The 14,316-nt window shown below is 72.6% G+C and carries 11 protein-coding genes; 6 read left to right on the forward strand and 5 right to left on the reverse strand.

The features are described 5' to 3' along the window. Window positions 1-9: 9 nt before the first annotated feature. Genes ACTWPV_RS39940 through ACTWPV_RS39950 form a run of 3 tightly spaced genes read left to right on the forward strand, consistent with a single transcriptional unit; the run spans window position 10 to window position 4,914 of the window. Complete coding sequence (locus tag ACTWPV_RS39940) at window positions 10-1,437, forward strand: alpha-L-fucosidase (protein WP_443155751.1); 1,428 nt, start codon at window positions 10-12, stop codon at window positions 1,435-1,437. Continuing rightward, window positions 1,434-2,579 carry a hypothetical protein gene (locus ACTWPV_RS39945; protein ID WP_443155752.1) on the forward strand — a complete coding sequence of 382 codons (1,146 nt, stop codon included), beginning with the start codon at window positions 1,434-1,436 and terminating at the stop codon, window positions 2,577-2,579. Before ACTWPV_RS39940 ends, ACTWPV_RS39945 begins: the two co-directional genes overlap by 4 nt. Then, window positions 2,569-4,914 (forward strand): discoidin domain-containing protein, encoded by a 2,346-nt coding sequence (locus ACTWPV_RS39950; RefSeq protein ID WP_443155753.1) that lies wholly within the window; start codon window positions 2,569-2,571, stop codon window positions 4,912-4,914. Before ACTWPV_RS39945 ends, ACTWPV_RS39950 begins: the two co-directional genes overlap by 11 nt. 44 nt (window positions 4,915-4,958) lie before the next feature. Here ACTWPV_RS39950 and ACTWPV_RS39955 read toward each other — a convergent pair whose 3' ends face one another. The 5 genes from ACTWPV_RS39955 to ACTWPV_RS39975 form a co-directional block, all read right to left on the reverse strand. After that, window positions 4,959-6,449, reverse strand: coding sequence for a sodium:solute symporter family protein (locus ACTWPV_RS39955; RefSeq protein WP_347648800.1), 1,491 nt, complete (start codon window positions 6,447-6,449; stop codon window positions 4,959-4,961). A gap of 31 nt (window positions 6,450-6,480) precedes the next feature. Further along, window positions 6,481-7,614: an N-acetylglucosamine-6-phosphate deacetylase gene (locus ACTWPV_RS39960; RefSeq protein WP_443155754.1), complete on the reverse strand. Its 1,134-nt coding sequence runs from the start codon at window positions 7,612-7,614 to the stop codon at window positions 6,481-6,483. Beyond that, on the reverse strand, window positions 7,611-8,930 hold the full coding sequence (locus tag ACTWPV_RS39965) for a neutral/alkaline non-lysosomal ceramidase N-terminal domain-containing protein (protein WP_443155755.1): 1,320 nt from the start codon (window positions 8,928-8,930) through the stop codon (window positions 7,611-7,613). The genes ACTWPV_RS39960 and ACTWPV_RS39965 overlap by 4 nt, the downstream gene beginning before the upstream one ends. Further along, window positions 8,921-9,706, reverse strand: coding sequence for a sugar isomerase domain-containing protein (locus ACTWPV_RS39970; protein WP_443155756.1), 786 nt, complete (start codon window positions 9,704-9,706; stop codon window positions 8,921-8,923). The genes ACTWPV_RS39965 and ACTWPV_RS39970 overlap by 10 nt, the downstream gene beginning before the upstream one ends. Window positions 9,707-9,770: 64 nt before the next feature. Next, window positions 9,771-10,772: a LacI family DNA-binding transcriptional regulator gene (locus tag ACTWPV_RS39975; RefSeq protein WP_347648796.1), complete on the reverse strand. Its 1,002-nt coding sequence runs from the start codon at window positions 10,770-10,772 to the stop codon at window positions 9,771-9,773. Between the two features lie 100 nt (window positions 10,773-10,872). Here ACTWPV_RS39975 and ACTWPV_RS39980 point away from each other — a divergent pair, with 100 nt between their 5' ends. The 3 genes from ACTWPV_RS39980 to ACTWPV_RS39990 all read left to right on the forward strand — a co-directional run bounded on the left by ACTWPV_RS39980 (window position 10,873) and on the right by ACTWPV_RS39990 (window position 14,304). Continuing rightward, window positions 10,873-12,135 carry an AGE family epimerase/isomerase gene (locus ACTWPV_RS39980; RefSeq protein WP_443155757.1) on the forward strand — a complete coding sequence of 421 codons (1,263 nt, stop codon included), beginning with the start codon at window positions 10,873-10,875 and terminating at the stop codon, window positions 12,133-12,135. Beyond that, window positions 12,132-12,905 (forward strand): 6-phosphogluconolactonase, encoded by a 774-nt coding sequence (locus ACTWPV_RS39985; protein WP_443155758.1) that lies wholly within the window; start codon window positions 12,132-12,134, stop codon window positions 12,903-12,905. The genes ACTWPV_RS39980 and ACTWPV_RS39985 overlap by 4 nt, the downstream gene beginning before the upstream one ends. 67 nt (window positions 12,906-12,972) lie before the next feature. Then, window positions 12,973-14,304: a mannitol dehydrogenase family protein gene (locus ACTWPV_RS39990; RefSeq protein WP_443155861.1), complete on the forward strand. Its 1,332-nt coding sequence runs from the start codon at window positions 12,973-12,975 to the stop codon at window positions 14,302-14,304. Window positions 14,305-14,316: the final 12 nt, after the last annotated feature.

Consider the following 14,316-nt stretch of genomic DNA (forward strand, 5'->3'; position numbering starts at 1 on the left):
ACCGGGCCGATGACCGGGCCGGTCCCGGACGGGCGGGCCCTGGCCCGGGTACGGCCGAGCGGGCGCCAGCTCGCCTGGCAGGCGATGGAGTTCTACGGCTTCATCCACTTCGGCATGAACACGATGACCGACCGGGAGTGGGGCGAGGGGCACGACGACCCGGCCGCCTTCGACCCGGCCGGCCTCGACGCCGACCAGTGGGTCACGGCGCTGAAGGCCGCGGGGATGACCGGCGTGATCCTCACCTGCAAGCACCACGACGGCTTCTGCCTGTGGCCGAGCGACGTCACGACGTACTCCGTCGCGTCGTCGCCGTGGCGCGGCGGCCGGGGCGACGTGGTCGCGGAGGTGGCGGACGCGGCACGGCGGCACGGGCTGCGGTTCGGGATCTACCTGTCGCCCTGGGACCGCACCGAGGCCTCGTACGGCTCCGGCGCCGCGTACGACGACTTCTACGTGGCCCAGCTCACCGAGCTGCTCACCCGGTACGGACCGGTGTTCACGGTCTGGCTGGACGGCGCGAACGGGGAGGGCCCGAACGGCCGGCGGCAGGTGTACGACTGGGAGCGGTACTACGCGGTGGTCCGCGAGCTGCAGCCCGACGCGGTCATCAACGTGTGCGGGCCCGACGTGCGGTGGTGCGGCAACGAGGCCGGGGCGACCCGTCCCGACGAGTGGAGCGTGGTCCCGCGGGCCCTCCAGGACGCCGAGCGGATCGCGGACCGCTCGCAGCAGGCCGACGACGGCGCGTTCGCCCGGCTGGTCCGCAGCGACGACCGCGATCTCGGCAGCCGCGCCGCGCTGGCGGGGCACGAGGGCGACCTGGTCTGGTATCCGGCCGAGGTGAACACCTCGATCCGCCCCGGCTGGTTCCACCATCCCGCCGAGGACGACGCGGTCCGGTCCCCGGACGAACTGTTCGGCATCTATCTGCGTGCCGTCGGCGGCAACTCCTGTTTCCTGCTCAACGTCCCGCCGGCCCGCGACGGGCGCATGCGGGACGCCGACGTGGCGGTGCTGGAGCAGCTCGGGCGGCGCATCGACGGCTTCCGCGGGCGGCGCGCCGAGGCGGGCGCGACGGTGTCGTCCGGTTCCCCCGGCCACGTCGCCTCCGCGTGGCCTGGTGGGGGCCGTACGCCGTGGCGGCCGGACGGCGACGACCCCCTGCCCGGCGTGACGCTCACCTTCGCTGAGCCCCGCCGGATCGAGGCGGTCGTCGTGGGCGAGGACATCGCGCAGGGGCAGCGCATCGAGCACGTCGTCGTCCGGGGCCTCGGGGACGGCGGCTGGCTGCCGCTCGCGGAGGCGAACGCCGTGGGCTACCAGCGCATCCTGACGTTCCCGCCGGCCGAGGTGCACGCCGTGCGGGTCGAGATCCCGCAGTTCCGGGACACTCCCGTCGTCACCCGGGTGGCCGCGATCGAGGCGACGCCATGAAGACGTCCGCGAAGAAGGGCGCCGCGGGAAGGGGCGCCGGCAAGAAGGGCCACGGGAAGAGCACCGCGAGGAAGGGCGGGGCGGCGAAGAGCGCAGCGCGCAGGCCGTCGCGCAGGGCCGCCGTCCTGGTCGCCGGCGTGTGCGCCGTACTCGCCGCGCTGCTGCTCACCGGCGCGGTGATCAGCCAGCGCGGCGGCGAGGTCGCCTCCGTCGACGGGCACGCCGTGACCCGCGACGAGTTGCTCTTCCACATGCGGCGGCTGGCGCCGAGCGTGCAGAACGAGCTGCGCAACCGCTACCGCCTCCAGGGCGCCGTCGACTGGAACGCGCGGGCCGGCGACCGGAGCGCGCTCCAGCGGCTGGCGGCGCGCGCGCTCGACGAGGTCGAGCGGGACAAGACGGTGCTCATCCTGGCGCAGGAGCAGGGGCTGGTCGAGTCGGTCGACCACGCCGGCTTCCTCGCCGAACTGGCCGCCGAGAACGAGCGGCGCGCCGAGGCCGTCACCAGGGGCGAGGTCGTGTACGGCCTGACGGAGTTCTCTCCCGACGAGTACTACTCGCACCGGCTCACCGAGCTCACGACCCGGCTGAAACAGCGGCTCAGCGCGTCCGCGGACGGCCCGCTGCACGTCAGCGACGCCGACGTCCTGCGGGAGTTCGACGCCGACCCGGAGGCCTGGAGCGCCAACGCGACGACGTACGCGTACGCCAGGCTCGTGGTGCCGGTGCCCGACGGCGCCTCCGCCGGGCACCTGGCCGAGCTCCAGCGGCGGGTGGACGCCGCCGACCGGCTGGCGGACCTCGCCGGCCGTGAGCCCGGCGCGCGGCTCACGAAGACCACGCACCAGGGCGGCGGCTCGGCCGCCCACGAGCAGGACCTCATGGCGGTGCTCGGCAAGCTCGCGCCGGGCGAGATCTCCGCCCCGGTCCGGGGCGGCGGCCAGGTCACCTACTACGAGCTCACCAGCAAGTCCGTCGACGAGGACGCGGCGTTCGCCGAGTACGCGCGGCGGATCCGGCAGTCACTCATCGACAGGAAGTTCGGCTCCTACCTCCAGCGCCGCGTGGACGACCGTGGCATCACGGCCGACACGGCGGCGGTGGAGTCCATCAACGCAGAGGATGTTCACAGTGAAACCTGACGGCACCACACCCCCCGGCGTGCCGGTCCGGCGACGACCCGTGGCGCGGGCGCTCCGCGCGGGCCTGGCCGCCCTGCTCGCCGCGCTCGTCGCGGCCTCGCTCGCCCCCGCGGCGCACGCCGCGGCGGCTCCCGGCCGCACCGCCGCGGCCGAGCGGGACCTGCCCGGCAACAAGCCCAACCGGACCGGCGGCACCGACTACTACATCGACGCCACGAACGGCCGCGACGACGCCGCCGGCACCTCGCGGAAGACCGCCTGGCGGAGCCTGGCAAAGGTCAACGCCACGACGTTCGGCCCCGGCGACCGCATCCTGCTCAAGGCCGGCGAGCAGTGGCACGACGAGCAACTCTGGCCGAAGGGCTCGGGCAGCGCGAACCGGCCGATCACCATCTCGGCGTACGGCGACGCGCGCGCCCGCCTGCCCTACATCGCGACCAACGGCAAGGTGCCGAACCCGTTCCGCGCGGACGGCACCAAGAACCCCGACACGGTCGGCCTGACCGGGGCCATCGTGCTGCGCAACCAGCAGTACTTCGAGATCGACCACGTCGAGCTGTCCAACGACGACGACTTCGCCACCGACATCACCACCGGGACGTACGTCCGCGACGGCATCTCGGTCTCCATCAACGCCGACCTCCTGGAGCCGGGCGCGGACAGCGTCATGGACCACTTCCGCGTCTCCGACGTGTACGTCCACGACCTCGACGGCCCGAGCACCTGGCAGAAGATCCACTACGGCGGCGTGAACTTCCAGGTCTTCGGCAGCAAGAGCTACAAGGAGTACGGCACCGGCGGCCACCACTTCAAGGACGTCCGGATCGAGAACAACACCTTCAAGAAGGTCGAGCTGCACGCCGTGCAGTTCGCGTTCAACTGGTTCGCCGCCGACGGACAGGACGCCGGTGAGTACGACGACAGCGGGAAGTTCCACGAGGGCTGGGAACAACTCTGGGTGCGCACCCGCGACCTGTACAGCCGGGACGTCTCCATCAGCCACAACTACGCCGAGAGCATCGGCCAGGGCGCCTTCCAGTTCGCCAACAGCAAGAACCTGATCTCCGAGTACAACGAGGTCAACGGCTTCCTCCAGCGCTATGACGCGGTGTCGTGCGGGTTGTACCTGTGGGCGGGGGCCGACTCGGTCATGCAGTACAACGAGGTCTACGGCGGCCCCGACAACGAGTTCGACGGCACCCCGTGGGACCTCGAGTACACGAACTTCAACGTCACCTACCAGTTCAACTACTCGCACGACAACGCGGCGGGCTGGATGGCGTACATGGGTAACAGCTCGAATTCGGTCGCCCGCTACAACCTGAGCGTGAACGACAACGGCGTGCTCGTGAAGAACATGTTGTCGACGAACTACTCGCCGACCTATTTCGTGAACAACACGTTCGTCTACGACGGCGCGGACCTCGACACGTTCCACGACGAGACGTTCCTGAGCACCGTCTACTTCCTGAACAACATCTTCTACAACACCTCGAAGACGGATGCCACGCCGTGGTACCGCCGCACCGGGGCGCTGCGCCAGGCGGTGTTCTCCAACAACGACTACTACGAGGCGAGCGGCACGCACTCTCCCCAGGAACCGGCGGACCGGCGCGGGCTGCGCGTCGATCCGAAGTTCGCCGGCGACCCCGCCGAATACGTCACCGGGGCGGGCGTGAAGAACATCCGCAAGGCCGCCGCCCACTTCAGGCTCCGCAACGACTCTCCCCTCATCGACGCCGGCCGCTACAACCCCCACCTGGGCACGGAGGACTTCCTCGGCACCCACATCTACTACGGCGACGCGCCCGACATCGGCATGGCCGAGAGCCGCAAGGGCAGGAAGGTCACCAACCCGGTGGACGACGATCCCATCGAGGAGGAGACCGGCGACGACCGCGTCAACCTCGCCCTCGGCAAGCCCGTCACCGCCAGCTCGACCCACCCGGGCGCGAACGGCACGCTCGTCGCGAAGAACCTGACCGACGGCGATCCGGCGACCCGCTGGGCGGCGGCCGACGACGCCTCCTACCCGGTCACGCTGGACGTCGACTTCGGCGCGGACACCACCTTCGACGAGGTGTACCTGGACGAGTACACCGACTCGGGCACCAATCCGCGGGTCAGGTCGTACGAGCTGCAACGGTGGGACGCCGGCACCGGCGCCTGGGTGACGTTCGCCCGCGGCTCCGACGGCATCGGCCACGACGCGTCCGTCACCGGCTTCGGCGACGTCACCACGTCCAGGCTGCGCGTGTCGCTCACCGACCGGCTGCCGGGCGAGGTGTACAGCCCGACGCTGACGGAGGTCGCCGCCTACCGCACCGGCGGGTGACCGCGTACGGGGTGGACGTCACGGCGTCCACCCCGTACGGCCGTTCACCGGCTCGGGGCGGTCTCGGGCTGCTCGGTGTTCAGCGAGTCGACCAGCTCGTCGGCCTCGGCGTCGCGCGCGGGAGCGACCAGGCCGACCAGCACGAACACCACCAGCGCCGACAGGACCGGGGCGGCCACCTCCACGGTCTGGCTCTGGCCCGGGAAGACGTACTTCAGCAGCGCGAAGACCACGAGCCCGGTCGCCCACGAGCCGATCGCGGCCGCGGGACCGCTGCGGCGGAACATCGGCAACATGCCGAGCAACATCGGGATGGCGATCGGGCCGACCAGCGCGCCGAACCAGAGGATCAGCAGGCCCAGCACGCCGCCGAAGCTGTCCGCGCCGAGCGCGATGCCCATCGACAGCGCGATGAACAGGAACGTGGAGACCCGGCCGGCCAGCAGCTCGGACGCGGACGACAGCCGGTTCGCCCGCTTCCAGACCGCGGGGATGATGTCCCTGATCACCACCGAGGAGATGGCGTTGGCGTCGGAGGACGTCATCGCCATCGTGTGCGCGAACATCCCGGCGAGCACGAGACCGATGAGCCCGCCCGGCAGCAGCTGCTGGGTCAGCAGCGCGTACGACTGGTCGGGCTCGGCCAGGCCGGGCAGCAGGACCGGCGCGGCCCACATCGGGAAGAACAGCACGAGGGGCCAGAAGAGGTAGAGGCCCGCGGAGAACAGCGCGGCGCGCCTGGCCGACTCGCCGGTCGGCGCGGCGATGAAGCGCTGGGCGAGGTTCCAGGTCCCGCCGTTGTAGGAGAGCGTGTTGATCAGCAGGTAGACCAGGACGAATCCCATGGTGTACGTGCCGTTGAACGGCTGGCCGTGCCCTTCGGGAAGCCTGTCCCACAGCGTCCAGATCGCGGACACGCCGCCGAGCTGGGCGAGCACCGCGACGAACAGCGTGATCCCCGCGACGAGCTGGATGACGAACTGGCCCAGGTCGGTGAGCGCGTCGGCCCACAACCCGCCGATCGTCGAGTAGATCAGCGTGACCCCGCCGGTGAGCAGCACGCCCCAGGCGATCGGCACGCCCGCGAACACCTGGAGCAGCAGCGCGGTCGCCGCCCACTTGGCTCCCACGTCGAAGACCTTCAGCGCGGTGCCGCTCCATGCGAGTACCTGCTGCGCCGGCACGTTGTAGCGGGTCGCGAGGTATTCCAGCGGCGAGATGATCCCGAGCCGCTGCCGCAGCCGTGGCCAGCGCGGCGCGAACAGCACCGATCCGACCAGCATCGCGAACGTGATGCCGATCGCCCACCAGACGTACAGGGTGAATCCGGCGGTGTACGCGATGGCCGCGTAGCCGACGAACACCGCGGAGCTGTAGCCCGACATGTGGTGGGAGATGCCGGACAACCACCAGGGCATTCTGCCTCCGGCGGTGAAGAAGTCCTTGGCGTCACGGATGCGGGATTTCGCCCAGACACCGATCGCGATCATCACCACGAAGTAGCCGCAGATCACTAGCCAGTCGAGAAAGCCCATGAGATCTCCCAGGTCGGGGGGTGGGGAGGGGTCAGGCGCCGTGGACGGGCACGCCGTTCACGAAGGTGCGCAGGACGGACAGGTCGGATATATCGGACGTGGTGACGATCAGATCGGCGGGCGCGCCGGGCTCGATCCGGCCGCCCTCGGCTCCGAGCAGCCGGGCCGGGTTCGCCGCGGCCAGGCGCAGCGCGGTGCCGAGGTCGATCTCCGTGTGGGTGACCGCCCATGCGACGCACTCGATCAGCGAGCTTCCGGAACCGGCCAGCAGCTCGCTCCCCGGCAACGTCACCCGGCCGTCCCCGCGTACGGTGATCCGGCCGCCGACCGGGGTCGTGTAGTCGCCCGGAGCGCAACCGGCCAGCGCGACCGAGTCGCTGGCCAGCAGCGCGCGGGCGGTCCCCTTGGCCCGGACCATCGCGGTGAACGTGTCGGCCGGCAGGTGGTGCCCGTCCGCGATGAACGTCGCGGCGAGCCGGTCCTCGGCGAGCTGCGCCCAGATGTAGTTGGGGTGCCGGCGGATCATCGCGTGGGCGCCGTTGCCGAGGTGGGTGGAGAGCCGCGCGCCCGCCCGCACGGCAGCCCGGATGTCGGCGGGCGCGGCCGCCGTGTGCCCGATGGACACGATGACGTTCCGCCGGGAGAGCTCGGCGATGTAGGGGACGGCGCCCGCCCGCTCGGGGGCCAGCGTGACGATCCGCACCAGCCCGCCGCTCGCCTCCTGCCAGCGCCCGAACTCGGCGAGATCGGGATCCCGCAGGTGCGCGGCGTCGTGCGCGCCCCGCGGCCCGTCCTCGGCCGCCAGGCAGGGACCCTCGATGTGCAGGGCCGGTATGGCGTGCCGGACCAGCGGATCGGCCTCGCGGGCCGCCGCGATCACGCGGAGGTTCCTGACGATCTTGTCTTCCGGCGCGGTGATGATCGTGGGGCACACCGTCGTGGTGCCGTGCCGCCACAACTCGCGGACCAGCTCGGCCACGTCGCCGGCCGACAGGTCGTCGGCGTTGAAGTCACGCCCGCCGTACCCGTTGACCTGGATGTCCACCAGGCCGGGGAGGATGAGCACGTCGGGCGCGTCACGGAGCTCGGTGACCGTGGCGATCCGCGGTCCGTCCAGATCGACGCGGACGGGACGCCCGTCCGCGAGCCTGCCTTCGACGCTCACCGTGCCTCCCCCGCCTCCCCTGCCAGGGCCCTGGCGGCGGCCATGACCAGGTGGCCGGCCTCGGGCGTGAACGCGGCGCGCAGCCCGTAGGCCCGGTGGGCCTCGCAGATCTCGTAGCCGCCCGCCTCGTAGTGTGTCTCCGGGTAGGGCAGGTAGCCGGGGACCCCGCCCGTGTAGCCGGCGACGAGCAGCCCGGGATCGCCGAGCGCGGCGCGCAGCTCCACGGCGAACTCGACGAACGGCTCGCCGGGCAGGAACACCAGCGGCACGCCGCCCCACCGGTGCACGGCGACCTGCACCTCGACCGCCGCCGGCCCGGTGCCGGTCAGCTGGGTACGCGCCCACGCCGCCCAGATGCCGCCGGGCTCGTCCGCGAGCTCCCGCAGCCGGTCGGGCGGGAGGGGCTCGCCGAGCGGCAACTCGACCCGCGCGGCGGCCACCGACACCCGCCCCGCCCCGGTGGGCGACCCGGTGGACGACCCGGTGGACGACCCGGTGGGCCGGGCTGCGAGTGGTCGTGTCGCGGTGCCGAGCACGGCCTCGCCCACCAGGGTCCCGATCCGTTCCGCGGCCTCGAAGGTCCTGCCCGGCCGTGGCCCGGCGCCGCGCAGGCTGTCGATCGCGGTGTGCCCGGTGTTCAGCTGGCCGCAGCAACCTTGGAGGAACACGGCCACGCCGCCGGCCCCGGACTCCACGTGCCGCCGCGCGTACCCGGGCCAGTCGGCGGTGACCTGGAGGTTGTCGGGGCCGAGCGTCACCGGGTGGCAGGCGTAGGAGAAGACGGTGGCGATGGGCTCGCCGTCCTCGCGCTCCAGCCGTACGACGGGGACCACGGGGTCGGTGAGGGTCCCGCCGCGCCGGTTGCTCGCGACGCCGTCGAGCGTGCCGCTGCCGCGGCGGAGCACGGCGGGGGTCATGGCGTCGAGCGCGGCCTCCCCCGCGGCGACGATCCGCGAGCGGGCGTGCCGGACGTACGAAGGGTCGGCGACGCCGCCGATGCCGCCCCTGGTCACCGCGGGCCCGGCGTGCGTGTGCGTCACCGCCACGGCCACCCGCTCCTCCGGGATGCCCGTGCGCTCGCGCAGGTCGCCGGCGATGTGCCGGGTGGTGTCCGGGTCGAGAGCGACGAGATCGGCGCAGATCACGACGGACGTGGTCGTGCCGTCGGAGACCGCCACGGCGGTGGCCAGCAGCGGATCGTGCACCTCCGTGGACGGGGAGGTCCTGGCGGCGTAACCGGCGAGCGAACCGCCGGGCCGCGGCGTGATGTCGGCGACCGCGGCCCCGGCGAGCAGTCCCTCCCCCGTCACAACCACCGGACCCGCCCCCGGAAGCGGTCGAGGAAGAGCGCGTTGCGCTCGTCGCCGCCCGGCGCGTTCCCGCTGCGCCAGATCTCCGGAACGGTGCCGCGCTCGGCCAGCTCGGCGATCGCGGCGGCCATGACGCAGTTGAGCGTGTACGCGTTGGCGAACGTCGAGATGGCGCCGACCCGCTCGGGCACCCCCTCGATCTCGAGTACGGCGTCGCCGACCGGCACCTTCGTGTCGATGTGCAGATCGACGAGGTCGTGCAGGTTCTGCCCGGTGGGGTGCCTGGCCGGATGATCGGGCGCGGTCCGGTCGGCGTGCTCCCTGGAGGAGACACCGAGGACGGCGACGCCGCGCTCGCGGGCGGTCAGCGCGGCGTCGATGAGCGCGGCGTTGATGCCGTAGGCGTTGACGAGGATGAGCAGGTCGCCCGCGCCGAGCCGGTTGTCCTCGATGACGACGCGACCGTAACCGGGGGTCCGCTCGATGGCCATCGAGCGGAGCGCGCCACCGGACAGCAGCGTGCCCTCGTCGAGGATCGCGCTGACGTTGACCAGGCCGCCCGCGCGGAAGAACACCTCCTGCGCGGCGAGGTTCGAGTGCCCGCCGGGGCCGTAGACGTAGAGCAGCCGGTCCGCCCCGGTGATGTGGTCGGCGATGAGCTCCGCCGCCGCCTCGATGGCGCCGGCCTCCTCGGTTTCGATCCTGCCGATCAGGCCCGTGACCTGCTCGGCGTACGTCCGCATGAGCGACGCGTGCCGTCCGTCTGGCCGTCCGTTTCGCACCCTGCAAGCTCCTCATGACCGATGAAAGCGATTGCAGGCATTCAAGACTACGACCGAACCCCGGTCAAGAGGTGGACCGCGGCACTCTGGAGTGCCCCGTGGAGTCGCGCGCGACGAACACGCCGGGCAGCCTGTGGTGCTCCGGCGCACCGCCCGGCGCCTCGATCTGCCTGGTCAGCACCTGGACCGCGGTGGCGCCGAGATCGTCCATCGGCGCGGTCACCGTGGTCAGGCTCGGCGTCACGGTCCTGGCGAGCAGCACGTCGTCACAGCCGACGACGCTGCGGTCGCCGGGCACGGCGACGCCCCGCCCGGCCAGCTCGGCGAGCACTCCGCACGCGGTGAGGTCGTCGAAGGCGAACGCGGCCGTGGCGTCCGTCTCCAGCAGCGCGGCGCCCGCCTGCCTGCCGCCCTTGAACGTCGCGCGGAACGGCCCGAGCTCCGTCAGCTCGACCCCGCGGCCCCGCGCCCACCCGCGGATCGCCTGCGAGCGCCGGGCCGCGGCCCACGACGCGCTCGGCCCGGCGAGCAGCGCGAACGAGCGGTGACCGTGCTTGTGGAGGTGCTCGCCCGCGTCGAAGAGCGCGCTGGTGTTGTCGCAGATCACCGAGGACAGGTCGCGCAGCGGGCGGTTGAGCAGGACGCAGGGAAGCCCTTTCGCGGCCTCGCGCAACGCCGCCGACGACGAGCGCGGCGAGGCCACGATCACCCCGTCCACCCTGCCGCGCAGCCGGGCGACGTGTCTCACCTCGGCCGCCGCGCTCTCCTCCGCGTCGACCAGCATGACCGAGCTCCCCATCCGCTCCGCCGTACGCTGGATCGAGCGCACCAGCAGCGGGAAGAACGGGTTGGTGATGTCGGAGACGATCAGCCCGATCGTCTCGGCCCGGCCCGTGACCAGCCCGCGCGCGGCCGGGTTGGGCAGGTAGCCGAGCTCCCGGGCGACGGCCGTCACCTGCTCCCTGACCTGCCGGCTGACCAGCTCGGGGCGGTTGAAGACCCGCGACACGGTCGCCGCGGAGACGCCGCACCGCTGGGCGATGGAGTAGATCGTCGGCTTGCTCAACCCGCGCTCCTCGGCATCGGCTCGCCCCGGCTTGACCGAAGTACTCTAGCGGAGCAAGAATCAATGCAATCGCTTTCATTGTTCCTCAGGAAAGGACGGCATGGGTTCGGAGCAGCCCGAGCAGGTCGCCCGCAGGCAACTCGAGGACGTCATCCTCCCGTTCTGGCTCGGGAACGGCATCGACACCGAGCACGGCGGGTTCTTCACCTGCTTCGACAACCGCGGCCGGCGCCTGCTGTCCACGAACAAATTCACCTGGTCCCAGGGGCGTTTCGTCTGGCTGCTCGCCCGCGCCGCCCGGCTCGCCGACCGCGGCCTGCTCTCGCCGGGCGAGCTGGGCGCCGACGCCGGCACGCTCGTCCGGCACGCGGAACGCGGCGCGTCCTTCCTGCTCGACCACGCCGTTGGCCCCGACGGCCGGTGCGCCTACGTCCTCGGCCGGCGGGGCGGGACGGCGCTCGACGAGCAGGGCCTGCCGCTGCCCGCGGAGCGCAGCATCTTCGCCGACGCCTTCGTCGCCATGGGGCTCGCCGAGCTCACCCGCTACACCGGCTCGCCCGCCCACCTCCCCACGATCGACGTGATCGTCCAGCGGATCGCGGACGACGTGGAGGCCGGCGATCCCCCGACCCCGCCGTACCCGCTGCCGCCCGGCTGCTCGGGGTTCGGCGCCCGCATGATCGTCCTCAACGCCAGGCTCGACCAGGCACGCGCGCACCAGGCGGCGTCCGCGGACCGGACCAACCCCCACGCGGACGAGTTGCGCGCCGCGCGCCGCGCCATGCTCGCGCACCGGGAGGACGGCGGCCTGTTCACCGAGACCTTCGTGGCCGATCCCGGCATGCGCGACACCGTCCTGGCCAGGCACCGCACGCCCGGCCACGCGCTGGAGGGGATCTGGATGGCGCTGGAGGCGGGCGAGTCGCTCGGCGAGACCGGCGACCACGGCGACCTGCTCGCCAGCGTCTCCGCACTGTGCGCCGCCGGGTGGGACGACGAGCACGGCGGGCTGTTCCGCTACGTCGGCGTCTCGGGGCGGCCCGCCGGAGGGCCGTACGAAGACCTGGTCAGGCGGACCTGGTCGACCAAGCTGTGGTGGGTCCACACGGAAGCCGCCTACGCCACCCGGCTGGCGGCCGAACGCTACGGCGACCGGGAGGCGGCCGGCTGGTTCGACCGGATCTGGGACTACACGCTCCGCACGTTCCCCGGCGGAGCGGACGGCGCGGAGTGGATCCAGATCAGGGACCGGGCCGGGGCTCCCCTCGACGAGGTCGTCGCCCTGCCGGTCAAGGACCCTTACCACATCACCAGGAATCTCATGCAGATCATCGAGCTCCGCTCCCAGGGAGGCCGGCCGTGACGGCCACGAACACGGACCCCGTGATCGAACGGGTGGCCGGACACCTCGAGGTCCGGATCTACAGCGACCGGGCGCGGTCCGGCGCCGCCGCCGGACGGGCCGCGGCCGCGGCGTTGCGCACGGCGCTCGCCGCCCGCGACGAGGCCAGGGTCATCTTCGCGGCCGCCCCCTCGCAGCGGGAGACGCTGGCGGAGCTGCGCGCGGCCGAGGGGATCGACTGGTCCAGGGTCGCCGTCTTCCACATGGACGAGTACATCGGCCTGCCCGCGGACGCGCCCCAGCGGTTCGGCCGCTTCCTCCGCCACGAACTCTGGGAGTCCGTACGGCCGGGCGCGGTCCACGTGATCGAGCCCGGCGACGACCCGGAGGCGGAGAGCTCCCGCTACGCCGCGCTCCTCGGCAGCGCCCCGATCGACCTGGTCTGCCTGGGCATCGGCGACAACGGCCACCTGGCGTTCAACGACCCGCCGGTGGCCGACTTCGCCGACCCCCTCGCGGTCAAGGTGGTCGAGCTGGACGAGGACTGCCGGCGGCAGCAGGTCAGCGACGGGTGCTTCGCCACGCTCGCGGACGTGCCCGAGCGGGCGATCACGCTGACCGTTCCCGCGCTGATGGCCGCGCGCACGCTGGTCGCCACCGTGCCCGGCGCGAACAAGAGGGCCGCGCTCGCCGCCGCGCTCGACGGGCCGATCAGCGAGAGCTGCCCCGCCTCCGTCCTGCGCACCCACCCGGCCTGCACCCTCTTCGCCGACCTGGAGGCCTACCGGTGAGCATCACGGGCGGCGCTCCTCCGGGAGGCGTGCCGATGAGCGTCGCCGGCGGGAGCGTGCGCTCTTGGTGAGGCTCAGCCGCGCCACCCTGTCCAGGGTCGCGCCGGCCGCGCGCCCGCTCGCGGAGCCGCGCGCGACCGGGGTCGTGCACCTGGGCATCGGCGCCTTCCACCGGGCCCACCAGGCGATCTACACCGAGCGCGCCATGGCCGCGACCGGCGACGACCGCTGGGGCATCTGCGGGGCCAGCCAGCGCAGCACCGACGTGGCCGACCGGCTCCGCCCTCAGGACTGCCTGTACGGCGTGCGCGCCGGCGAGGAGGCCCGCGTGGTCGGCTCCGTACGCGAGGTGCTCGCCCCCGGGGACGACCTGGCGGCCCGGCTGAGCGCCCCGGAGACGTCGGTGGTCACGCTGACGATCACGGAGCGGGCGTACCGGCGCGATCCGCGGGGCGCGATCGGCAGGCTCGTCGCCGGGCTGCGTGCCCGGGCCGCCGCGGACGCGGGCCCGCTCACCGTCATCTCCTGCGACAACCTGCCCGGCAACGGCGCCACCCTCGCCGCGCTCGTGGCGGACCTGTGCGAGCCTCCGCTGCTCGCCTGGGTCGCGGAGAACGTGACCTTCCCCGCCTCCATGGTGGACCGGATCGTTCCCGCGACCACGCAGGCCGACCTGGACGACATGGCCGCCAGGCTCGGCGTGACCGACCTGGGCGCGGTCGTCACCGAGCCGTTCACGCAGTGGGTGATCGAGGATCGTTTCGCCGGTGACCGGCCCGCGTGGGATCGGGCGGGCGCGCTGCTGGTGGGAGACGTCCGGCCGTACGAACGCATGAAGCTGCGCCTGCTCAACGGCAGCCATTCGGCCATCGCCTACCTGTCGGGCGCGGCGCACGTGTCCGAGGCCGTGGGCGATCCCGTGTTCGCCGGGTTCCTGCGCCGGCTGATGGACGACGACCTCTCGCCCACCCTGGACGGGCTGGAAGGTTTCGACCTCACTCGGTACAAGGAGTCGTTGCTGGCCAGGTTCGCCAACCCCGGCCTGCGGCACCGCGTCGCGCAGATCGCGGTGGACGGCTCGCAGAAGTTGCCCCAGCGCCTGCTCGACCCGGCCCGCGAGAGGCTGGCGGGCGGGCACGAGCCCCGCTGGATCGCGCTGGCCGTGGCCGGGTGGATGCGGTACGTCACCACGGCCCGCGAGCTCACCGACCCGCTGGCCGACCGGCTGCGCGGCGACGAGAGGGCCTCCGCCGCGGCGACCGTGAACCGCCTGCTGGCGATCGAGGAGATCTTCGGCGCCGATCTCCCCGGCGACCGGGTCTTCCGCGCGCTGGTCACCGACTGCCTGGAGCGGCTCGACGCCGGCGGCCTGCCCGCCACCCTGCGCGCACTCACGTAGTGGTACGGACCT

It is taken from the genome of Nonomuraea sp. KM88, from assembly GCF_052245635.1.
Classification (GTDB): Bacteria; Actinomycetota; Actinomycetes; order Streptosporangiales; family Streptosporangiaceae; genus Nonomuraea.